Source organism: Blastococcus sp. TF02A-26, assembly GCF_003319125.1.
Classification (GTDB): Bacteria; Actinomycetota; Actinomycetes; order Mycobacteriales; family Geodermatophilaceae; genus Trujillonella.
This window is the reverse complement of the sequence record NZ_QOHG01000003.1, coordinates 44,912-67,438: the sequence shown is the minus strand read 5'-3', so window position 1 is coordinate 67,438 and position 22,527 is coordinate 44,912. Positions and strand designations below refer to the sequence as shown.

The window sequence follows — 22,527 nt, the reverse complement described above, 5'->3', positions numbered from 1 at the left end:
CGGGGACTCCTAGGCGGTGGCCCGCGGCGGTCTGCCCTGGGCACGCAGGTAGAGCAACCCCAGCACCGGCAGGACCAGCGGCACGTACCCGTAGCCCTGGCCGAACCCCGACCACACGGTCTCGTCGGGGAAGGCCGCACGGTCGGCCAGGGACAGCACCCCGACGACGAGCACGCCGGTCAGCTCGACCGCGCAGGCGACCAGCGCCGTGCGCCGGCCGGCCCGGCCGCCGCGCGCCAGCCCGACCGTGGCGACGACGTAGACGACCGCCGCGAGAGCCGAGAGCAGGTAGGCGACCGGCGCCTCGGAGAAGCGGGTGCTCAGCTGGACCGCGGCCCGCGCCCCCGCGGCCAGGGCGAACACCGCGTACACCGCGACGAGGACCCGGCCCAGGCCCTCCGCCGGGCGGGGGCCGCCCCCGGCCGGCTCAGCCACGGCCGGCCTCCCACAGCTGGAGCAGCCGCCACACCATCACCGAGACGGCGGCGGCCGGGACGGCGAGCACCGTGCCCGCCCACCGGGTCGTCTCGCCTCGGGCGAAGAGCACGCCGGCCACCGGCAGCAGCAGCGCACCGGCCAGGTAGCCGAGGAAGGTCGCCGTCTCCGGCAGCTCCCGGTCGCCCGCCAGCCGCACGAGGGCGAGCACTGCCTGCGCGACGAGCAGCGCCTCCAGGACGCCGGCCAGCGCCAGGTGCACGAGGCCGATCCGGCGCCGCGCCGCGGTCGACGCGAGGCCGGCCAGGGTCAGCAGCGCGGCGACGACGGTGACGGCGGCGACCAGCGCCGTCGTCACCGTCCCGCTCCGTCGTGCACGGAGCCATCTTCCTCAGCGGTGCACGCTGGACATGTCCGGGTAGCGGTCGCCTGCGGTGGCCCCGCGCGGAGCGGCCTCGTCGAGCCGGCGCAGGTCGTCCTCACTGAGCGCGACGTCCGCCGCGGCGGCGTTCTCCTCCAGGTAGCGCACCCGCTTCGTCCCGGGGATCGGCACGACCTGCGGGTTGCCGTCGCGGCCGCCCTGCGCCATGACCCACGCCAGGGCCAGCTGGGACGCGGTCACGCCCTTCTCGCCGGCGATCTCCCGCACCCGGTCGACCAGCTCCAGGTTGCGGGCGAAGTTCTCGCCCTGGAAGCGGGGGTTGTGCCGGCGGAAGTCGTCGGGCGCCAGGTCGTCGAGGCTGCGGATCTGCCCGGAGAGGAAGCCGCGGCCGATCGGCGAGTAGGCGACGAACCCGATGCCCAGCTCGGCGCAGGTCGCCAGGACGCCGTCCTCCTCCGGGTCGCGCGTCCACAGCGAGTACTCGGTCTGCACCGCCGTCACCGGTTGGACGGCGTGCGCCCGCCGGATCGTCTCCGGTGCGGCCTCGGAGATCCCGGTGGTGCGCACCTTGCCGGCCTCGACCAGCTCCCGCAGGGCCCCCCACGTCTCCTCCACGGGGACCGTGGTGTCGACGCGGTGCTGGTAGTAGAGGTCGATGACGTCGACGCCGAGGCGCTGCAGCGAGGCGTCGCAGGCCCGGCGCACGTACTCCGGCCGGCCGTTGATGCCGAGGCGGGAGCCGTCCTCGCCGCGCTCGTTGCCGAACTTGGTCGCCAGCACCACCTCGTCCCGGCGACCGGCGATCGCCCGACCGACCAGCCGCTCGTTGGTGAAGGGTCCGTACATGTCGGCGGTGTCGAGGAACGTCACGCCGAGGTCCAGGGCGCGGTGGATGGTCCGCTCGGCCTCCGCCTCGTCCGCCGTCCCGTAGAACTCGCTCATCCCCATGCAGCCCAGGCCCATGGCCGGCACACGGAGGGATCCCAGCTCGCGCATCTGCATGCCCCGGCTCCTGCCCGGGGAGCGCGGACCGCAATCGGGGGCGTGACGTCCGGGATCAGGTGACCTGGTCGTGGCGCGTCCTCCCTCGCGGTGTGCGGTGAGGGAGGACGCCGCGCCATGAGGGAGGACGACGGCGTGACCCTGCGCACGCTCGCTCGTTCGGTAGGGGGACGTGTCCGCTCGCCCCACCGTCGAGGAGAGCCCATGACCCGATCCGCCCGCCGTCTCGGAGCAGCAGGGAGCCTCGCGGCACTGCTCGCCGGGGCCCTGCTCGCCTCACCGGCCCAGGCAGCCCCCTCCCCCGCGGTGCTGGCCCCGGTCCAGGATTTCCTGGCCGACCAGCTCGCCGGCCTGGCCGACGCCGCCCCCACCACCGTGCTGGTGCACGGCACCGACGCCGAGGCGGCCCGGGCAGCGGTGGCGGCCACGGGCATGCGGACGGTGACCGAGTTCGAGCGGATCGGCGTCGTCGTCGCCCGCGGCACCGCCGCCCAGGCCGAGGCGGTCCGCGCCGAGCCGGGCGTCACCTACCTCGAGGGCAACGCGCCCATCGAGTTCGCGCAGGAGACGTCCAACACCGCGACCCGCGGCGCGGAGGCGGTCGCCACGCTCGCCGGCGCCGACGGGCAGCCGCTGGACGGGCGCGGCGTCTCGGTCGCGGTCATCGACTCCGGCGTCGACCCGACGCACCCCTATCTGCGCGACGCCGACGGCGGCAGCGCGGTCGTGGCGAACCTGAAGAGCCTCTGCCTGCTGGAGACCACGACGACCCCCGACTGCGTCGTCCCGGTGCCCTCGGTGGTCGACACCGACACCCTCGCCGTCGGCGGGCACGGCACCCACGTGAGCGGGATCGTCGCCGGCCGGCCCACCACGCTGTCCGACGGCGGCCGGCTGCAGGGCGCGGCGCCCGGCGCCAGCATCGTCTCGATCTCCACCGGCGCCGTGCTGCTCATCGTGGGCGCGGACTCGGCGCTGAACTGGGTGCTGGAGAACCACGAGCAGCCGTGCGGCGCGGGCGTGCCCGCCGACGTCTGCCCGCCGATCCGCGTCACCAACAACTCCTACGGCCCCAGCGGCGGCGGCGAGTTCGACCCGAACTCCGCCACCGTCAAGCTGCAGCGGGCGCTGGCCGCCGAGGGCGTGGTCACCGTGTGGGCGGCCGGCAACGACGGCGGCGACGGCTCCGCCTCGCTGACCAACCCGCCCGGCCAGGACCCGACCGGCGGCATCATCTCGGTCGCGTCGTACTCCGACCAGGAGACCGGCACCCGGGACGGCGTCGTCAGCGACTTCTCCTCCCGCGGCGCGGCGGCCGACCCCTCGACGTGGCCCGACGTCTCGGCCCCGGGCGACACGATCACGTCGTCCTGCCGGCTCTACCTGCCGATCTGCGCGACCGGGCTCGACCCCCGCAACGGCCCCGGCCTGCTCGACGTGGGCACGTTCAACACGATCAGCGGGACGTCGATGGCGGCGCCGCACGTGGCCGGCATCGTCGCCCAGCTGTTCCAGGCCGACCCGACCGCGACCCCGGCCGAGATCGAGGCCGCCCTCACCTCCACGGCGCACCGGTTCGCCGACGGGGCGGCGTACGCGACCGTCGGTGGACGGACGACCTCGTTCGACAAGGGCGCCGGCCTGGTCGACGTGGTCGCGGCGGTGGCGGCGCTGCGCTGAGCTCCCGGGTCACCGACCGTTCCACGTGGAACGGTCGGTGACCCCGATCACGACCCGCCGGGCCCGGTCGCGGGAGGTCCGGCACGCAGGTTAGATCAACTCGCATGTGCGGCCTCTCGGGCGAGATCAGGTTCGACGGCACCCTCGCCGACACCACCGCGGTCGGGCGGATGGTGGACCAGCTGGTCCCCCGCGGCCCCGACGGCCAGGGCATGTGGAGCGCCGGCCGGGTGGCCTTCGGGCACCGCCGGCTCTCGGTCATCGACCTGTCCGCCGCCGGGGGCCAGCCGATGGTCGACAACGAGCTAGGCCTGACCGCGGTCTTCAACGGCTGCATCTACGACTACCAGGAGCTGCGCGCCGAGCTGGAGGGCCACGGCTACCGGTTCTTCTCGCACAGCGACACCGAGGTGATCCTCAAGGGCTACCACCACTGGGGCACCGACGTCGTCGACCACCTGCACGGCATGTTCGTGTTCGCCATCCACGAGCGCGACACCGGCCGGGTGGTCCTGGCCCGCGACCGGCTGGGCATCAAGCCGCTCTACCTGTCGGAGACGCCCGGCCGCCTCCGCTTCGCCTCCACGCTCCCCGCGCTGCTGCGGGCCGGCGACGTCGACACGTCCATCGACCCGGTGGCGCTGCACCACTACCTGACCTGGCACGCCGTCGTCCCGGCGCCGCGGACGCTGCTCAACGGCGTCCGCAAGCTGCCCCCGGCCACGGTGCGGGTCATCGAGGCCGACGGCACCAGCCGCGAGCACCGCTACTGGGCACCGGTCTACGAGCGCCGCGCCGAGCACGCGACCTGGTCGGCCCGGGACTGGGAGGACGCGATCGAGGAGGCGCTGCGGGTCGCCGTGCGCCGCCGGCTCGTCGCCGACATCCCGGTCGGCGTGCTGCTCTCCGGTGGCCTGGACTCCAGCCTCATCGTGGGTCTGCTCGCCCAGGAGGGCCAGCAGGGCCTGGCCACCTACAGCATCGGCTTCGAGTCCGTCGGCGGCCGGGAGGGCGACGAGTTCGCCTACTCCGACGTCATCGCCGAGCGCTTCTCCACGAACCACCACCGGATCCGGGTGGGCTCCGACGAGCTGGCCGGCGCGCTGGGCCACGCCATCGGCGCCATGGCCGAGCCGATGGTCAGCCACGACGTCGTGGCCTTCGACCTGCTGTCGGAGCGGGTGAGCGAGTCGATCCGCGTGGTGCAGTCCGGCCAGGGCGCCGACGAGGTGTTCGCCGGCTACCACTGGTACCCGCCGCTGGCCGGGGTCCCGCGCGCCGAGGCCGTGGACCGGTACGCCGCGGCGTTCTTCGACCGCACCCACGCCGGCCTGCTCCGGGTGGTCTCCGACCGCTACGGGCTCGACGAGGACGTCAGCCGGGCGTTCGTCGCCGCGCACATGGAGGCGCCCGGCGCCGAGACCGCCGTGGACGCCGCGCTGCGGCTGGACAGCGAGGTCATGCTCGTCGACGACCCGGTCAAGCGGGTGGACAACATGAGCATGGCCTGGGGCCTGGAGGCCCGCGTGCCCTTCCTCGACCACGACCTGGTCGAGCTGGCCGCCGCCTGCCCGCCCGAGCTCAAGCTGGCCGACGGCGGCAAGGGCGTCCTCAAGGCCATCGGCCGGCGGATCATCCCGCCGGAGGTCATCGACCGGCCCAAGGGCTACTTCCCGGTGCCGGCGATCACCCACCTCGAGGGCAAGGTGCTGGACCTCGTCCGCGACGCCCTGAGCAGCGACGCCGCCCGCGAGCGCGCGCTGTTCCGGCCGGAGTACGTGCAGTCGCTGCTCGCCGACCCCAACGGCGACCTCACGCCGTTGCGCGGCAACAAGCTGTGGCAGCTCGGGCTGCTGGAGCTGTGGCTGCAGAACCACGGGGTCTGAGGAGGGACGACGTGTCTGCCCGGGTCGCCGGTCACAAGCGCCGCACCACCACCGTCGCGTCCACACCGGCGCTCACCAGCCGGTCCTGGCACGAGCCGTCGGCGCACGAGCTCGAGGGCATGGCCGACGACGTCGTGCTCGACCTCGGCTGGGGGCGGCTGGTGTTCGGCCAGACGTTCCGCGAGTTCGACGGGATCGTCGCCGCCCTGCGCGACGAGGCGACCGGACGGCGCGACATCTGCGTCTACCCGCGCGATCCCCAGGTCCTCGTGGGCATGGCGCCCGACGAGCTGTTCATCGACCCGTCGCTGACCTACCGCCTGGACCTGCACCGCTACCGGTCCAGGCCCGACGTGATCCGGGGCGTCTTCGTCCGCACGGTGACCTCCGAGGCCGAGATGGCGGTCATCAACGACCTGTACGCGCGCAACGGCATGGTGGCCGCCGACCCCGCGGTCATGTGGGCCAACCACCGCACCCGGACCTTCAGCTACCTGGTCGCCGAGGACACCCGGACGCGCAAGATCGTCGGCACCGTGACCGGCGTCGACCACGCCCTGGCGTTCGGGGACCCGGAGGGCGGCACCAGTCTCTGGTGCCTGGTCGCCGACAAGCAGGACGCGCCGCCGGGGACCGGGGAGGCGCTGGTGCGCGTGCTGGCCGAGCGCTACGTGGGCCGCGGCCGGGCGTACCTCGACCTGTCGGTCATGCACGACAACACCCCGGCCATCACGCTCTACCGCAAGCTCGGCTTCACCCGGGTCCCGGCGGTGTGCGTGAAGCGGAAGAACCCGATCAACACGCCGCTGTTCGCCTCCCGGCCGCCGGGCCTGGAGCACCTCAACCCCTACGCGGCGATCATCGCCGAGGAGGCCCTGCGGCGCGGCATCCGCGTCGAGGTCACCGACGCGGAGTGGGGCGAGATGCGGCTGACCCTCGGTGGCCGATCGGTGCTCACCCGCGAGTCGCTGTCGGAGTTCACCAGCGCCGTGGCCATGAGCCGCTGCGACGACAAGCGGGTCACCCGGCGGATCATGCGGCGGGCCGGCGTCCGGGTGGCGCGTGGCGCGCTGGCCCGCGAGGACGACCTCGACGACGCCCGGGCGCTCATGGCCGACGCCGGCTCCGTCGTCGTGAAGCCGGCGCGGGGTGAGCAGGGCCGGGGCATCACGGTGGGCGTCAGGGACGAGGACCAGCTGGTGCGGGCGGTGCGGCTGGCGCTGCAGTTCTGCCCCGACGTGCTCGTCGAGGAGCTCGTGGACGGCGAGGACCTGCGCGTCGTCGTGATCGACGGGAAGGTCGTCGCCGCAGCGGTCCGGCGGCCGGCGGAGGTCATCGGCGACGGGCGGCACCCCGTGGTCGACCTCGTGCGGAGCACCAGCCGGCGCCGGGAGCGGGCCACCGGTGGCGAGTCGAGCATCCCGCTCGACGACACGACCGCCGAGGTGGTCGCGGAGGCCGGCTACGCCATGGACGACGTCCCGCCCCATGGGGAGCGCGTGCAGGTCCGGCGCACGGCCAACCTGCACACCGGCGGGACGATCGAGGACGTCACCGAGCGGCTGCACCCGGAGATCGGGGAGGCGGCCGTGCGCGCGGCGGACGCCCTCGGCATCCCCGTCACCGGTATCGACTTCCTCGTACCGGCCGTCGACGGCCCCGAGTACGTCTTCATCGAGGCCAACGAGCGGCCGGGGCTGGCCAACCACGAGCCGCAGCCGACCGCCGAGCGGTTCGTCGACCTGCTGTTCCCGGAGACCCGCCGCCGCTGAGCCACCGGCTCAGGCGGGCGTGGCCTCCCGCGCCGGGACGTCGAGCAGCAGGGCGTCGACGGACCGCGGGGCGCCGTAGCGGTGGCCCTGGGCGAGCGGGGCGCCGAGCCGCTCGAGGAGCGCCTCCTGCTCAGCGGTCTCCACGCCCTCGGCGATGACGCTCAGCCCCAGCGTCGCGCTGAGCGTCAGCAGTCCGTGCAGCATGGCGGCCCGCCGCGGCGAGGTCGTGGTGGTCGCCATGAACGACGGATCCAGCTTCAGGTAGTCGGCCGGCAGCGTGTCCAGCCGGCTGAACGAGGAGAACCCGGTGCCGAAGTCGTCGATCGCCACGGCGACGCCGCCGGCCCGCAGCTCGGCGAGGGTCTCCAGCGACGCGTTCGGTGAGGCGATCAGCGTCTCGGTGACCTCGACGACCAGGTCCTCGGGCGACCAGCCCGTCCGGTGCAGGACCTCGAAAAGGTGCCGGGCGTAGCCGGGGGCGGCGAGTTCCTGCCCGGACACGTTGACCGTCAGCATCAGCCGGCGTCCCCAGTGCGCGGCCAGGACCCGGGCGTCCCGGCAGGCGGTGGTCAGCACGGCCCGCCCCAGGTCGGCGACCAGGCCGGCGTCCTCGGCGGCCGGCACGAACTCGTCCGGCGGGACGGAGCCACGGACCGAATCGTGCCAGCGGGCCAGTGCCTCGACGCCGATGACCGAGCCGTCGGTCAGCGCGACGATCGGCTGCAGCGCGACACCGATCCTCCCGGCGGTCAGCGCCGCCGCGAGCTCCACGGCGAGGACGCTGGTGTCCCCGCCGCTGAACACGGCACGACCCCGGCCGCCGTCCTTGGCGGCGTAGAGGGCCGTGTCGGCCCGCCGCAGGAGCTCCGCGGCGCTCTCCTGCCCGGCGCGCACCGCGACGCCGCAGGAGATCCCGCAGTCGGTGACGGCGACCCGCACCGCCTCCACGCGCGCCAGCGCCGCCGAGGCGCTGCAGTGCGGCATGAGCAGCGCGAACTCGTCGCCGCCGAGCCGCGCCACGGTCGTGCCCGCGGGGACCGTGGCCAGGCACGCCGCGGCGAGGGCGCGGAGGAGTTCGTCGCCGGCGGCGTGCCCGCGGGTGTCGTTGACGGTCTTGAACCGGTCGACGTCGAGCAGGGCCAGCGCCAGCGGCTGGCCGGTGCGGTCGCCGGCGGCCAGGGCGGTCTCGAGGGCGTCGTCGAAGCCACGACGGTTGAGCAGGCCGGTGAGCGGGTCCCGGCTGGCGTTCGAGGCCTGGCGCACCAGGCCCCCCACGACCAGGGAGACGACGATGCAGACCGTCCCGATGGCGATCGGGATACCGGGGTGGACGTCGGGCTGGGAGAGCAGCGCTGCACCCGGGCCGAGCAGCAGGCCCACGAGGTGCGCCAGCGCCGGGCGCCAGGCGAAGAAGAAGAAGCAGTCGACCGCGATGAAGGAGGTGAAGTAGGCGACCGTCACCGCGGTGGGCGCGTCCGGGCTGACGGCGATGGCCACGGTGAGCAGCGCGGTGCCGGCGAGGACGACGCCGTGGAACGCGCCCCGGGGCAGCCGGTCCCCGCGCCACAGCAGCACCGCGCCGGTCGCGACGGCGAGCAGCGCCAGGCCCGCGAGCGTGCGCCCCGGGCCGCCGCCGGGCGCACCGGCACCCGCCACGACCGTGAACGCGGCGCACCCGGCGGCCGCGTAGAAGGCGCCGGCGGTCCGCGCCATCACGCGGGGCGTGGCGATCTCCGGCGCGTCCGAGGACAGCTGCATGGTCCCAGGATCGGCAGAGCGCGGCATCCGGTTGAGCACAACCGGACTCGCCCGTCTGGAACTCACCCCGGTGGGGGACGCCCGCGCGGACGGCGGGCAGCATGCCTCACGTGGCGTACCTGCTGGCGGCGGTGGGCGGCGCGCTCGGCGCCCTCGCGCGCTGGGGCGTGGCGACCGCGCTCCCGTCGTCCTCCGCGGACTGGCCGGTCGCCACGCTGCTGGTGAACCTGTCCGGCTGTCTGCTGCTCGGCGTGCTCCTCGGGACGCTGGAGGCGCGCTCCCCCGCGGCCCGCTGGCCGCGACTGCTGCTCGGCACGGGGGTGCTGGGCGGCTTCACGACGTACTCCACGTTCGCCGTGGACGTCGTCCGGCTGAGCGACGCCGGCTCCGCCGGGACGGCCGCGGCCTACGTCGTCGCCTCGGTGGTGGGCGGCGTCCTCGCCGCGGGGACCGGGCTGTGGCTGGGCCGGCGCACCGGGAGGCCGCTGCGGCCCGCGCGCGGACCGGTGGCGTCGTGACCGTCCTGCTGGTCGTGCTCGGGGCGGCCGTCGGTGCGCCGCTGCGGTTGCTGGCCGGTCGGGTCGCCGAGTCCCGACGCGGCGCCGGCAGCGTTGCCGGGACGCTGACCGTCAACGTCGCGGGGTCCCTCGTGCTGGGGCTGCTGCTGGGTGCGGGGTCCGCGCCGGCGTGGCTGGTGGCACTGCTCGGCACCGGCTTCTGCGGCACCCTCACGACGTTCTCGACGTTCGGTGCCGACGTCGTCCGGCTGGGAGAGGAGCGTGCCATCGGCCGCGCTGCCGCCTACCTCGGCGCGACGCTCGTCCTGGGGCTCGGTGCTGCCTGGGCCGGGTGGGCGGTGGCCGCCGCCCGCTGAGCGGGACGGGCTCGGCTAGGGTGCGGAACGGTATGTCGGACACCCCGGAGCACCAGACGCGGGCGGAGAGCCCGGTGGTCGTCGTCGCCAACCGCCTGCCGGTCGACCAGGTCACCGATCCCGACGGCAGCACCCGCTGGCAGCGCAGCCCCGGCGGGCTGGTGACCGCGCTCGAGCCGTTCGTGGCCGGTCGTGGCGGTGCCTGGGTCGGCTGGTCCGGCTCCGCCGGCCCGGCGCCGGAGCCGTTCGAGTCCGGTGGCATGTCGCTGATCCCGGTGGAGCTCAGCGAGGAGGAGGTCGACCGCTACTACGAGGGCATGTCGAACGCCTCGCTGTGGCCGCTGTACCACGACGTGGTCGAGAAGCCCGAGTACCACCGCACCTGGTGGGACACGTACGTGCAGGTCAACAAGCGCTTCGCCGACCGCGCCGCCGAGGTCGCCGGTGAGAACGCGATCGTGTGGGTGCACGACTACCAGCTGCAGCTGGTCCCGGCGATGCTGCGCCAGCGCCGTCCCGACCTCACGATCGGGTTCTTCCTGCACATCCCGTTCCCGCCCTACGAGCTGTTCACCCAGCTCCCGTGGCGCTCCGCGGTCGTCGAGGGCCTGCTCGGCGCCGACCTGGTCGGCTTCCAGCTGCCCAGCGCGGCCAGCAACTTCATCCAGCTGGCCCGGCGGCTGCACGACCTGCCGACCCGCAAGCAGGCGATCGAGTACGACGGCCGCACGGTGACGGCGAGGGCGTTCCCCATCTCGATCGACGTCGAGTCCTTCCACGCGCTGGCGAGCTCGCCCGAGGTGGTCGCGCGGGCTGCCGAGATCCGCAAGGAGCTCGGCGACCCCGACAAGATCATCCTCGGGGTCGACCGGCTGGACTACACCAAGGGCATCGCCGTCCGGCTGAACGCGTTCCAGGAGCTGCTGGAGGACGGCGTCGTCGAGGCGCCCAGCACGGTCTTCGTGCAGGTGGCCACGCCGAGCCGCGAGCGCGTGGAGCACTACGTGCACATGCGCGAGACCATCGAGCAGCAGGTCGGCCACATCAACGGGATCTTCGGCACGCTCGGCGGTCCGGCCGTGCACTACATCAACCAGTCCGTGCCGCGCGAGGAACTGGTTGCGCTCTACCGCGCGGCCGACGTCATGCTGGTCACCCCCTACCGCGACGGCATGAACCTGGTCGCGAAGGAGTACGTCGCGGCCCGTGGTGACCTGGGTGGTGCGCTCGTGCTCTCGGAGTTCGCCGGCGCCGCCGCCGAGCTCAAGCAGGCGTTCCTGGTGAACCCGCACGACATCGCCGGGGTGAAGAACCAGCTGGTCCGGGCGCTCCGGGTGGAGCCGGAGGAGTCCGCCAAGCGGATGCGTGCCATGCGCCGGTACCTGTTCAAGAACGACCTCGAGCACTGGGCGGGTTCGTTCTTCGAGGCCCTGAAGGCCCAGGTCTGACCGTGCTCCCGGCCGACCTCAGCGCCGCCCTCCCTCGGCTGGCCGCCGGCCGTCCGCTGCTGATCGCCAGCGACTACGACGGCGTGCTCGCCCGCCTCCGCGACGACCCCTCGGCCGCCGTCCCCGAGCCCGGCGTGGCCGAGGTCCTGGCCCGGCTGGCCTCGAGGGACGGCGTCACGGTCGCGCTGGTCAGCGGTCGTGGCGTGGCCGACCTCCAGGAGACCAGCGGGTTGAGCGGCAGCTACCGGTTCGTCGGCAGCCACGGCGCGGAGTTCGACGGGCCGCTGCGCGGAGAGCTGGCGGTCCGGCGCGACGCCCTGGCGCAGCGGCTGGCTCCCGAGGTGGAGGGGACGCCCGGAGCCCGGCTGGAGGTCAAGCCGGCGAGCGTGGCGGTGCACGTGCGCCAGGTGACCGATCGGGCGGCGGCCGCCGGGCTGCTGGAGCGCGCCCGGGAGCTCGCGGACCCGGAGCTCACCCTCAAGCCGGGCAAGGACGTCCTCGAGCTCGCCGTCACCGACGCCGACAAGGGCAGCGCCGTCCGCAGGCTGCGCGAGGAGCTGGGGGCGGCCACGGTGGTCTACCTGGGTGACGACCTCACCGACGAGGACGCGTTCGACGTCCTGGGTCCGGACGACCTCGGGGTGAAGGTCGGACCGGGCGAGACGCGCGCGACGGCACGGGTGACCGACCCGGAAGCGGCGGTCGCGCTGCTGGTCGCGCTGGACGCCGCACTCGCCTGATCCGGCGCTGACCTGCGGGGACGGGTCTCGGGGCCCGAGGAGCGCCGGCACGGTTCGTCGCACCGCGCGTCGACTGGTCGACACGCCTGCGGGGGTTCACCCGGGGTAAACACCACGATTTCGTCACTGACGGGCGCGGGAGCGTCGCGGCCATTCAATTGCGCACCACTCTGACGCCGCACGCCTCGCCGTCCCCACGCCCCTCAGGAGCGCTCCCGTGTCCACCTCGTCCCTCCCCCCGCCCGCCGCGCGCCGCGCCGGCTGGTTCGCCGACCGTCCCCTGGCCCAGAAGTTCGGCGCCCTGGTCGCCGTGGTCGTCCTGGCGTTCGCCGGGGTCATCGCCGTCGTGCTCGCCGGCAACAGCACCGTCCGGGACGCCACCTCGGAGCTGCAGGACCTCGCCGACGCCGAGACCCTCGTCCTCCAGCTCGACACCCGGGCCAGCGAGCTCAAGGTCGACGGCTTCAAGGCCCTGGTCCGGGACGTCCCGGCCGACCAGCTGCCCGAGCTGGCCGACGACATCGCCACCCCCGAGGGCATCCTCGACGAGCTCTCCGCCATCGAGCTCGAGGGCGCGGCGGCCGACGCCGTGGCCGCGCTCGCCTCCAGCTTCGGCGACTACACCACCGCCATCGAGGCCTTCGTGAACGGCGCCATCGCCGACCAGGTCGGCAGCCGGGTCCGGTGGGAGGAGATCCAGGCCGCCAACGACCTGACCGACGGCGCCGTGGGCACCGCCAAGGACGAGCTCGCCGCCGCGCGCAGCGCCGCCGAGGAGACCCTGAACGACGCCGTCGCGCAGGCGGAGACCCTCAGCCTGACCGTCGCCCTCGGCGCGGTCGCCGTCATCCTCGCGATCAGCTGGCTCATCATGCGGTCCATCACCCGCCCGGTGCAGCGGGTCAAGGCCGCTCTCGAGGCGCTGGCCACCGGCGACCTGACGGCCTCGGCCGGCGTCACCTCGCACGACGAGATCGGCCAGATGGCCGACGCGCTGGAGGCCGCTCAGGCCAGCCTCCGCGAGGTCATGGCCGGTGTCGCTGCCTCGGCGTCGGCGGTCGCGGCGTCCTCGGAGGAGCTGTCGGCCTCGTCGGCGCAGATCTCCGCCTCGGCGGAGGAGACCTCGGTGCAGTCGGGCGTGGTCTCGTCGGCGGCCGACGAGGTCAGCCGGAGTGTCGCGACCGTGGCCGCGGGCGCGGAGCAGATGGGCGCCTCGATCCGGGAGATCTCGCAGAACGCCGCGGAGGCGTCCGAGGTCGCGATGCGCGCCGTGAACGCCGCGGAGGCCACGACCGCGACCGTCGCGAAGCTCGGCGAGTCGTCGATGGAGATCGGCAACGTCGTCAAGGTCATCACCTCGATCGCCGAGCAGACGAACCTGCTGGCGCTGAACGCGACCATCGAGGCCGCCCGTGCCGGTGAGGCGGGCAAGGGCTTCGCCGTCGTGGCGAACGAGGTCAAGGAGCTGGCGCAGGAGACGGCGAAGGCGACCGAGGACATCGCCCGCCGGGTGCAGTCGATCCAGGGCGACACCGACGCCGCGGTGGCCGCGATCGCGGAGATCAGCCAGATCGTCGCGCAGATCTCCGACCGGCAGACCACCATCGCCAGCGCGGTGGAGGAGCAGACCGCGACGACCAGCGAGATGTCGCGTTCGGTGCAGGAGGCCGCCGGCGGGTCCGGGCAGATCGCCGAGAACATCGGCAGCGTCTCCACGGCCGCCGAGACCACCACGCAGGCGCTCAGCCAGACCCGGGTGGCCGTCGACGAGCTGTCGCGCATGGCCGTGGACCTGCGGGGGGCGGTGGGTCGCTTCACCTACTGAGGCAGGCGCACAGCCTGACGGCGAGGACCGCGGAGCGCGGGACCGGGAGATCCCCGGTCCCGCGCTCTCGTCGTTCCCGGACCATTCCCGGCGTGGACCGCCCGCGCGGCGAGTGCCATTCCCGGGTCGACATGGTGACCGCGGGGAGGAGGTCGTCGCACGATTTCCGGAACACGGTCGGACACGCTACGGAAAGGCGATCCCCGACCATTCCGATGTAGCACTCTCCGGGCACGTCGCCGATCCATGGCGCCGTGGTCGCGGCCGCCCCGCCGCCTGACTCCCGAGGAGCCGTCCATGACCCCGTCCACCGGGGCGCCCGCCCGCCACTGGTACCGGGACCGCGGCATCGGCACGCGCATCGCCGCGATCTGTGCCGCCCTCGTCGCCGGCCTCGTCGCGGCCACCGTCACCGGCGTGGCCGGCGCCCAGCGCATCGGCGACCTCAACGACCAGGCCACCGCCGCCGTGGGGGTCCAGCGGTCCGTCGAGACCGCGCGCTACGACCTGCTGTGGGCCGCCAACTGGCAGAACATCACCGCCTGGCGGTCCCGGGTGGACGGCGGTGCGGTCGCCGCCGCCCCGACGGGGGACAACGTGACGAACTACCGCGACGGCGCCGAGGGCTTCGAGCGGCTGTTCGACCTCGACCGGAGCCTGCTCGACGAGCAGGGCCGTGCCAGCCTCGACGCGATCCAGGAGAACTGGACGGCGATGAGCGCCTACAACGAGCAGATCTTCCAGCTGTGGGCCGCCGGCCGGCTCGACGAGGGCGACGCCGTCTCCAACGGCGACAAGTGGGACACCTTCTACGTCCTGGACCAGGCCATGACCGACCTCGTGGCATCGGTCGACGGACGCGTGGCCTCGACGCGTGCCGCCGCCGACGACGCGGAGTCCCAGACCGTCCTCCTCTCCCTGCTGGTCTCCGCGCTCGCCGCCCTGGTCGGCGGTGCGTTCGCGTGGTTCGTCGCCCGCGGTGTCGTCGGCGGCGTCCGGGAGGTCCAGTCCGGGCTCGGCCGTCTGGCCGACCGCGATCTCACCGTGCGCCTCGAGGTCCGCGGCCACGACGAGGTGGGGCAGATGGCCCGGGCGTTGAACACCGCGGCCGACACGATGGCCACCACGGTCGGCGAGATCAAGCAGTCGGCGGCGGCCGTGGCCGCGTCGTCGGAGGAGCTGTCGGCGTCGTCGGCGCAGATCTCTGCGTCGGCGGAGGAGACCTCGGCCCAGTCGGGCGTGGTGAGCTCCGCGGCCGGCGAGGTCAGCCGGAGCGTGCAGACCGTGGCCGCGGGTGCCGAGCAGATGGGCGCGTCGATCCGGGAGATCGCGCAGAACGCCAACGAGGCCGCACGGGTGGCAGCCTCCGCGGTGACCGAGGCGGAGGCGACGACGGCGCAGATCACCCGCCTCGGCGAGTCCTCGCTCGAGATCGGGAACGTCGTCAAGGTCATCACCTCGATCGCGGAGCAGACGAACCTCCTGGCGCTCAACGCCACGATCGAGGCGGCCCGTGCCGGTGAGGCAGGCAAGGGGTTCGCGGTGGTGGCGAACGAGGTCAAGGAGCTGGCGCAGGAGACGGCGAAGGCGACCGAGGACATCGCCCGGCGGGTGGAGGCGATCCAGGGCGACACCACCGGAGCGGTGGCAGCCATCGGGCGGATAAGCCAGGTCATCGGCCGGATCAACGACTACCAGTTGACGATCGCCAGCGCGGTGGAGGAGCAGACGGCCACCACCAGCGAGATGGCCCGCTCCGTCAGCGAGGCGGCGCAGGGCTCCGGGCAGATCGCCGAGAACATCACCGGGGTCTCCACCGCGGCCGAGTCCACGACACACGCGCTCGGTCAGACGCGCACCGCAGTCGACGAGCTGTCCCGGATGGCCGCCGACCTCCGTGGGGCGGTGGGCCGCTTCACCTGCTGAGAGGCGTGAGGGCGGCCGGCGTGCCGGCCGCCCTCACGGTCACCGCGTCCCACCGGGCGGTATGTCGACAGCACAGGGAATGGTCGTCGAAAACGGTCGGAGAGAATTGTCGACACCGTTGTAGAACCGTTGTCATACGCATCCACGACACGCGAGGAAAAGCATTCCTGCATTCTGTGTCCAGCCCTACGTTCTGCTCCGTCGCCGGGTCCTCCGGCACCTCTCGACCCGGGCTGGAAGCGGGTCGTCCCCTTTCCCCAGTGCGATCGGAAGTGTTGTCGTGGCAGAGAACGGTGGTGTCGGACGAGTCCTCAGGGACATGTCCGTCTCGCGCAAGATCCTCGCGTCGGTCTCGGTGGCCGTCCTCACCGGCGTCGCCGTCGGGGCGGTCGGTGTCGTCTCGCTGGACGACGCCGCGGACAGCGCGGCGAAGAGCTACGAGCAGAGCACCCTGGGCCTCCTCGAGGTCGAGGAGATGCGGGCGCAGTTCCTCGAGCTGCAGCTGAACCAGGCGATGTCCTACATCCAGCAGATGAGCCGCTCCGCCGACGCCGCGGAGTACGCGGAGGCCTCCGCTGCCGCGGGCGCGGCCGTCGCCGAGGCGGCCGACCGGTACGCCGGCACCTCCCCGAACGCCGAGCAGCGCGCCATCGCCGCGTCCCTCGAGGAGACCTACACGTCCTGGGCCGACCTCAACGCGCAGGTGACCGCCGCGAGCGCGGCCGGCGACATGGCCACGGCCGGTGCGCTGTACCCCCAGTCGCAGGAACTGCTCCCCGAGATCGGTGAGGGCATCGACGCCCTCCTGGTGTCGGAGACCGCCGAGGCCTCCACGCTGGCCGACTCCGTCTCCGACACGGCGACCTCCGCCCGCACCGCCCTCATCGCCGTGGTGGCTGTCGGCGCCCTGCTGGCGCTGGGTCTGGGCTGGACCGTGGCCCGCAGCATCCGCCGCACCCTCCAGTCGGTGCAGCACGTCGCCGAGGGCATCGCCGCCGGCGATCTGACCCGCAGCACCGGGATCGACCAGCAGGACGAGCTCGGCCTTACCGCGGCCGCGCTGGACGCCGCACAGGCGGAGCTCCGCACCGTCATGGCCTCCGTGATCGCCTCGGCCGACGCCGTCGCCGCCTCCTCCGAGGAGCTGTCGGCGTCGTCGGCGCAGATCTCGGCGTCGGCGGAGGAGACCTCGGCGCAGTCCGGCGTGGTCAGCTCGGCCGCCGAGGAGGTCTCCCGGAGCGTGCAGACCGTGGCCGCGGGTGCCGAGCAGATGGGTGCCTCGATCCGGGAGATCGCCACGAACGCCGCCGAGGCCTCCGAGGTCGCGTCGCGTGCGGTGGTCGCTGCGGAGACCACGACGGCCACCGTCGCCAAGCTGGGCGAGTCGTCGGCGGAGATCGGCAACGTGGTGAAGGTGATCACGAGCATCGCCGAGCAGACGAACCTGCTGGCGCTGAACGCCACGATCGAGGCCGCCCGGGCCGGCGAGGCCGGCAAGGGCTTCGCCGTCGTCGCCAACGAGGTCAAGGAGCTGGCGCAGGAGACGGCGAAGGCGACCGAGGACATCGCCCGCCGCGTCCAGGCCATCCAGGGCGACACGACCGCGGCCGTGGCCGCGATCGGTGAGATCTCCTCGATCGTCGCGCAGATCTCCGACCGGCAGACCACCATCGCCTCCGCGGTGGAGGAGCAGACCGCGACCACGAACGAGATGGCCCGGTCGGTGCAGGAGGCCGCCGGCGGTACCGGGGAGATCGCGCAGAACATCACCGGTGTCTCCTCGGCCGCGGACTCCACCACGCAGGCGCTGACCCAGACCCGCACCGCGGTCGACGAGCTGTCGCGGATGGCCGCCGACCTGCGCAGCACGGTGGGGCGCTTCAGCTACTGATCCGGAGCGCGCAGGGGCGCGGAGGGAAGAGAGCGCGGGACCGGGTCGACCGGTCCCGCGCTCTCGCCTTTCCGGGACCCGGGAATGGCGTCTTGTCGACTCGGCAGAAACGGTCACCGACCTTTCTCGACGGTCCTCTGCGACACGCCATGAATTGGCCGTCGGCGCCGTCCGAAATGGCTCACTCTTCCCACGCACGACCTCACGCAAACCTCGCGCCGGCGATACCGGTTGGCGAATCGAACGCAGGAGAACCGATGTCCGTTGTCACCACCCCTTCCAGCCGCGGGCGGCGCGGCGGCTGGTTCGCCGGTCGTCCGATCGGGGTGAAGATCGGCGCGGTCGTCGGCCTGCTCGCCGTCGTCGTCATCGTCACGAACCTGCTGGCGGTCACGCGCATCGGCGAGATGCGGGACGGCCAGGAGCGGATCTACAGCGAGAACCTGCAGCCGCTGAACGCCCTGTCCGCGGTGCAGCGCGCCACCGCGGCCCACCGCGCCCGGGTGCTCGAGTACGCCGTCTCGGACCCCGCTCGTCGCGTCGAGCTGCTCGGCGAGATGGAGGAGAAGCAGGCCGACGTGGACGCCGCGCTCGCCGAGTACGAGCCGTTCGTCATCGACCAGGCCGCCATGGACAAGTACCAGGGCGCCCGGGAGCAGTTCCTCGCCTCCAACGCCGCGCAGCTGTTCCCGGCCGCCGACGCCGGCGACCTGGCGACGTACGCGCAGGTCTACCGCGAGGTGTCGAGCCCGCTGCTGACCGACATCGCCGACGGGCTGGAGGAGGAGGGTCTGGCGCAGTCCGCCGAGGCTGCCGCGCGGAACGCCGCCAGCGAGGACGAGGCGAGCAACGCCATCACCCTGCTGCTGGTCACCTCGCTGAGCGCCGTGGTCGTCGCCGTCGCACTGACCGTCTTCGTCGTCCGCCGCATGGTCCGCAACCTGCGGGTCGTGCAGCGCTCGGCCGAGGCCCTCGCGGCCGGTGACCTCACGGTCTCGGCGCGCGTCGACGAGGACGACGAGGTGGGCCGCATGGCAGCGGCGCTGGAGTCGGCGCAGGAGAGCCTGCGCGGGGTCATGGCGACGGTCGTGGGTGCCGCGGACGCGGTGGCGGCGTCGTCGGAGGAGCTGTCGGCGTCGTCGGCGCAGATCTCGGCCTCGGCGAACGAGACCTCGGCCCAGTCGGGTGTCGTGGCCGGCGCCGCGGAGGAGGTCAGCCGCAACGTGCAGACGGTGGCTGCGGGTGCCGAGCAGATGGGTGCCTCGATCCGGGAGATCGCGTCGAACGCCGCGGAGGCGTCCGAGGTCGCGATGCGCGCGGTGAACGCCGCGGAGGCGACGACGGCGACGGTGAACAAGCTGGGCGAGTCGTCGGCGGAGATCGGCAACGTGGTGAAGGTGATCACGAGCATCGCCGAGCAGACGAACCTGCTGGCGCTCAACGCCACGATCGAGGCCGCCCGCGCCGGCGAGGCCGGCAAGGGCTTCGCCGTCGTCGCCAACGAGGTCAAGGAGCTGGCCCAGGAGACGGCGAAGGCGACCGAGGACATCGCCCGCCGCGTCCAGGCCATCCAGGGCGACACGACCGCGGCCGTGGCCGCGATCGGTGAGATCAGCCAGATCGTCGCGCAGATCTCCGACCGGCAGACCACCATCGCCAGCGCCGTGGAGGAGCAGACCGCGACGACGAACGAGATGTCGCGCTCGGTCCAGGAGGCCGCCCAGGGCTCCGGTCAGATCGCCGACAACATCACCGGGGTCTCCACGGCCGCGGACTCCACCACCCAGGCGCTGGCCCAGACCCGCACCGCCGTCGACGAGCTGTCCCGGATGGCCAGCGACCTGCGCAGCACGGTGGGCCGCTTCACCTACTGACGGACGTCGCGACCCCGGGGCCGGCCACGGTCAGCCCCGGGGCCGCGACTGCCGATACCGAGCACGACGGGCGCCCGCGGAGTTCACCTCAACTCCGGCCGAGTGGCGCCGACAACAGCAGCGGGGCGAGCGCGCCCCGCGACAGCGAGAGAGAAGGCACCGGTGGACGGTCTGGACGACATCGTCGAGGAGTTCCTCGTCGAGAGCCACGAGAACCTCGACCAGCTGGACACCGACCTGGTCGCCCTCGAGCAGGAACCGAACTCGCGGGAACGCCTCTCGAGCATCTTCCGCACGATCCACACGATCAAGGGCACCAGCGGCTTCCTGGCGTTCAACCGCCTGGAGGAGGTCACGCACATCGGGGAGAACATGCTCTCCCGGCTGCGGGACGGCGCCCTGGAGCTGACCCCCGCGCGGACCAGCGTCCTGCTGCGCATGGTCGACACCGTCCGCTCCCTCCTGACCTCGATCGAGGCCACGGGTGGCGAGGGCTCGGTGGACGTCTCGGCCGTCGTCGCCGACATCAGCGCCGCCATGGAGGACGGCCCGGCCGCGGCTCCCGCTGCCGAGGCGCCCGTCGCCGAGGTGCCGGTCGCGGAGGTACCGGTCGTCGAGGCCGCCGTCGTCGAGGCGCCCGCCGCTCCCGCCCCCAAGCGGACCCGCAAGGCCCCGGCCGCGGAGCCCGCCGAGCCCACCGTCGAGCCCGTCGCCGCGGCTCCCGTCCTGGAGGTCCCTGCCGTGGAGGTCCCTGCCGTCGAGGCCCCCGTCCCCGTGGCGGCTGCGGCCGCCGAGGCCGCCGAGCCCGAGCACGCGCCCGCCGCCGACGGCGGGCAGGCGCGCCGCGCCGTCGCCGACAGCACCATCCGCGTGGACGTCGACCTGCTCGACGAGCTCATGCTGCTCGTCGGCGAGCTGGTGCTGACCCGCAACCAGATCGTCCAGTACGTCGGCCGGTCCAACGACACGGACCTGGTCCGCGCCTCGCAGCGGCTCAACCTCATCGCCAGCGAGCTGCAGGAGGGCGTCATGAAGACGCGCATGCAGCCGATCGACCACATCTGGTCGAAGCTTCCGCGCGTCGTCCGCGACCTCGGCATCCAGTGCGGCAAGAGCGTCCGCCTGGAGATGGAGGGCAAGGACACCGAGCTCGACAAGACGCTGCTCGAGGCCGTCAAGGACCCGCTGACCCACCTGGTCCGCAACTCCGTCGACCACGGCATCGAGGCGCCGGACAAGCGCCGTGCCGCCGGCAAGCCGGCCGAGGGCGTCCTGACCCTGCGCGCGAAGCACGAGAGCGGCCAGGTCGTCGTCGAGGTCGCCGACGACGGCGCCGGCATCGACCCGGCCAAGATCGGCGCCAAGGCCATCGAGCGCGGCCTCGTCACCGAGGCGCAGCTGGCCCGGATGAGCCCCGCCGACGTCCTGCAGATGATCTTCCTGCCGGGCTTCTCGACGGCCGCCGCCGTCACCAACGTCTCCGGCCGCGGCGTCGGCATGGACGTCGTCAAGACCAACATCGAGGCCATCGGCGGCACCATCGAGGTCGAGTCGGTCGCCGGCACCGGCACCGTCTGCCGGCTGCGGATCCCGCTGACCCTGGCGATCGTCCCGGCGCTGACCGTGGAGTGCGCCTCCGACCGCTACGCCATCCCGCAGATCAGCCTCCAGGAGCTCGTCTCGCTCGACGCCGAGAAGGCGGTCAACGCCGTCGAGGAGGTCGGCGGGGCGCAGGTCTACCGGCTGCGCGGGGAGCTCCTCCCCCTGGTCCGGCTCACCGACGTCCTCGGCATCACCTCCGAGCGGCACGACGGCCACGTCGTCATCGCGGTGCTGCGTTCCGAGGGACGGCGCTTCGGCCTGGTCGTCGACCGGGTGATCAACACCGAGGAGATCGTGGTCAAGGCCGTCGGCGGCCAGCTCAAGGCGATCGGCCTCTACTCCGGCGCCACGGTCCTCGGTGACGGCACGGTCGCGCTGATCCTCGACGTCCAGGCGCTGGCCCGCCGGGCCCTGCGCACGGAGAGCGCCGAGCGGCAGGAGGCCCGCGTGGCCGCCGCCGTCGCCGCGGCCGACACCGAGTCGCAGCGCGAGCGGATGCTGCTCGCCTCCATCGGCGGTGGCCGCCGGGTCGCGATCCCGCTCGACACGGTCACCCGCCTCGAGCAGGTCCGCACCGAGAACGTGGAGCGGGTCGGCAACCGGGAGGTCGTGCAGTACCGCGGCGCGATCCTGCCGATCGTCCGCCTCGACCGGCACCTGGGCGCCTACGGCGAGGCGGACCAGGAGGTCCTCGAGGTCATCGTCTACAGCGACCACGGCCGCAGCGTGGCGATCGTGGTCGAGGAGATCCTCGACATCGTCGACGGCGAGGCCGCCATCCGCAGCGACATCGAGGACATGGGCCTGCTCGGCTCCGCCGTCCTCGGCGACAAGGTGACCGAGCTGCTCGACGTCCGGGCGGCCATCCTCGCCGCCGACCCGGCGTTCTACAGCGCCGGTTCCGACTTCTCGACGCCCCAGGGCGTCTCCTCGTCCCTGATGGAGGTCTGACGTGAGCACCGCGACCGACACCCGCACCTCCGACGCCGCCCCGGTGATCGGCGGCCAGCTGGCCACCTTCTGGCTGGACGGCGACCTCTACGGCGTCGAGGTGGCGCACGTGCAGGAGGTCCTGCGCAGCCAGAGCCTGACCCGGGTGCCGCTGGCCCCGACCGCCGTCGCCGGCCTGATCAACCTGCGTGGCCAGGTCGTGACGGCGATCGAGCTGCGCGAGCGGCTGGGCCGTCCGCCGCGGCCCGAGGACACCGACGCGGTCGTCATCGTCGTGCGCCTGCACGGCGAGGCCGTCAGCCTCCTGGTGGACGCCATCGCCGACGTCGTCGACGTGGACCCGGCCGACTTCGAGGCGCCGCCGGACACGCTCGACGGCACCGCGCGCGACCTCATCCGCGGCGCGTTCAAGCTCGACGGTCAGCTGCTCCTCGCCCTGGACGTGCACAAGGCCGTCAGCGCCTGACGAAGGACCCCGTAC

17 protein-coding genes are annotated in these 22,527 nt (G+C 73.4%); 13 read left to right on the top strand and 4 right to left on the bottom strand.

Annotation, left to right across the window (positions count from 1 at the left end):
• Positions 1 to 9 precede the first annotated feature (9 nt).
• The 3 genes from DQ240_RS04050 to DQ240_RS04040 are packed head-to-tail and all read right to left on the bottom strand — an operon-like array spanning position 10 to position 1,819.
• Positions 10 to 435, bottom strand: a complete 426-nt coding sequence (locus DQ240_RS04050) for a hypothetical protein (protein ID WP_113838369.1) — start codon at positions 433 to 435, stop codon at positions 10 to 12.
• Positions 428 to 793, bottom strand: a complete 366-nt coding sequence (locus DQ240_RS04045) for a hypothetical protein (RefSeq protein WP_113838368.1) — start codon at positions 791 to 793, stop codon at positions 428 to 430. The genes DQ240_RS04050 and DQ240_RS04045 overlap by 8 nt, the downstream gene beginning before the upstream one ends.
• A gap of 33 nt (positions 794 to 826) precedes the next feature.
• Positions 827 to 1,819 carry an aldo/keto reductase gene (locus DQ240_RS04040; protein WP_113838367.1) on the bottom strand — a complete coding sequence of 331 codons (993 nt, stop codon included), beginning with the start codon at positions 1,817 to 1,819 and terminating at the stop codon, positions 827 to 829.
• Positions 1,820 to 2,023: 204 nt separating this feature from the next.
• Between DQ240_RS04040 and DQ240_RS04035 the strand changes: the two genes are divergently transcribed.
• The 3 genes from DQ240_RS04035 (at position 2,024) to ngg (ending at position 7,157) form a co-directional block, all read left to right on the top strand.
• Entirely contained in the window at positions 2,024 to 3,499 is a 1,476-nt protein-coding gene (locus DQ240_RS04035) for a S8 family serine peptidase (RefSeq protein ID WP_113838366.1), read from the top strand.
• Between the two features lie 104 nt (positions 3,500 to 3,603).
• Positions 3,604 to 5,385 carry an N-acetylglutaminylglutamine amidotransferase gene (locus DQ240_RS04030; protein WP_113838365.1) on the top strand — a complete coding sequence of 594 codons (1,782 nt, stop codon included), beginning with the start codon at positions 3,604 to 3,606 and terminating at the stop codon, positions 5,383 to 5,385.
• Positions 5,386 to 5,396: 11 nt separating this feature from the next.
• Positions 5,397 to 7,157, top strand: a complete 1,761-nt coding sequence (gene ngg, locus DQ240_RS04025) for an N-acetylglutaminylglutamine synthetase (protein WP_233498476.1) — start codon at positions 5,397 to 5,399, stop codon at positions 7,155 to 7,157.
• 9 nt (positions 7,158 to 7,166) lie between these two features.
• Here the strand turns inward: ngg and DQ240_RS04020 are convergent, their stop codons facing one another.
• Complete coding sequence (locus DQ240_RS04020) at positions 7,167 to 8,915, bottom strand: bifunctional diguanylate cyclase/phosphodiesterase (protein ID WP_158548514.1); 1,749 nt, start codon at positions 8,913 to 8,915, stop codon at positions 7,167 to 7,169.
• Between the two features lie 110 nt (positions 8,916 to 9,025).
• On the opposite strand from DQ240_RS04020, the gene crcB reads away from it, so the two are divergent.
• From crcB to DQ240_RS03970, 10 genes are all read left to right on the top strand, one after another.
• Positions 9,026 to 9,433, top strand: coding sequence for a fluoride efflux transporter CrcB (crcB, locus tag DQ240_RS04015; protein ID WP_113838363.1), 408 nt, complete (start codon positions 9,026 to 9,028; stop codon positions 9,431 to 9,433).
• Positions 9,430 to 9,789 carry a CrcB family protein gene (locus tag DQ240_RS04010; RefSeq protein ID WP_113838557.1) on the top strand — a complete coding sequence of 120 codons (360 nt, stop codon included), beginning with the start codon at positions 9,430 to 9,432 and terminating at the stop codon, positions 9,787 to 9,789. The genes crcB and DQ240_RS04010 overlap by 4 nt, the downstream gene beginning before the upstream one ends.
• A gap of 32 nt (positions 9,790 to 9,821) precedes the next feature.
• On the top strand, positions 9,822 to 11,237 hold the full coding sequence (locus tag DQ240_RS04005; RefSeq protein ID WP_113838362.1) for a trehalose-6-phosphate synthase: 1,416 nt from the start codon (positions 9,822 to 9,824) through the stop codon (positions 11,235 to 11,237).
• 2 nt (positions 11,238 to 11,239) lie between these two features.
• The gene (gene otsB, locus DQ240_RS04000; RefSeq protein ID WP_113838361.1) at positions 11,240 to 11,977 is read left to right on the top strand and encodes a trehalose-phosphatase; all 738 of its coding nucleotides are present in this window, start codon (positions 11,240 to 11,242) and stop codon (positions 11,975 to 11,977) included.
• Between the two features lie 217 nt (positions 11,978 to 12,194).
• The gene (locus DQ240_RS03995) at positions 12,195 to 13,802 is read left to right on the top strand and encodes a methyl-accepting chemotaxis protein (protein ID WP_113838360.1); all 1,608 of its coding nucleotides are present in this window, start codon (positions 12,195 to 12,197) and stop codon (positions 13,800 to 13,802) included.
• Positions 13,803 to 14,099: 297 nt separating this feature from the next.
• Entirely contained in the window at positions 14,100 to 15,728 is a 1,629-nt protein-coding gene (locus DQ240_RS03990) for a methyl-accepting chemotaxis protein (RefSeq protein ID WP_113838359.1), read from the top strand.
• A gap of 319 nt (positions 15,729 to 16,047) precedes the next feature.
• Positions 16,048 to 17,619 (top strand): methyl-accepting chemotaxis protein, encoded by a 1,572-nt coding sequence (locus DQ240_RS03985; RefSeq protein WP_113838358.1) that lies wholly within the window; start codon positions 16,048 to 16,050, stop codon positions 17,617 to 17,619.
• A gap of 257 nt (positions 17,620 to 17,876) precedes the next feature.
• Positions 17,877 to 19,493, top strand: coding sequence for a methyl-accepting chemotaxis protein (locus tag DQ240_RS03980; protein ID WP_113838357.1), 1,617 nt, complete (start codon positions 17,877 to 17,879; stop codon positions 19,491 to 19,493).
• A 162-nt stretch (positions 19,494 to 19,655) separates the two neighbouring features.
• Positions 19,656 to 22,046: a chemotaxis protein CheA gene (locus DQ240_RS03975; protein ID WP_113838356.1), complete on the top strand. Its 2,391-nt coding sequence runs from the start codon at positions 19,656 to 19,658 to the stop codon at positions 22,044 to 22,046.
• A gap of 1 nt (position 22,047) precedes the next feature.
• Positions 22,048 to 22,512: a chemotaxis protein CheW gene (locus tag DQ240_RS03970; protein ID WP_199589052.1), complete on the top strand. Its 465-nt coding sequence runs from the start codon at positions 22,048 to 22,050 to the stop codon at positions 22,510 to 22,512.
• The last annotated feature ends 15 nt before the right edge of the window (positions 22,513 to 22,527 follow it).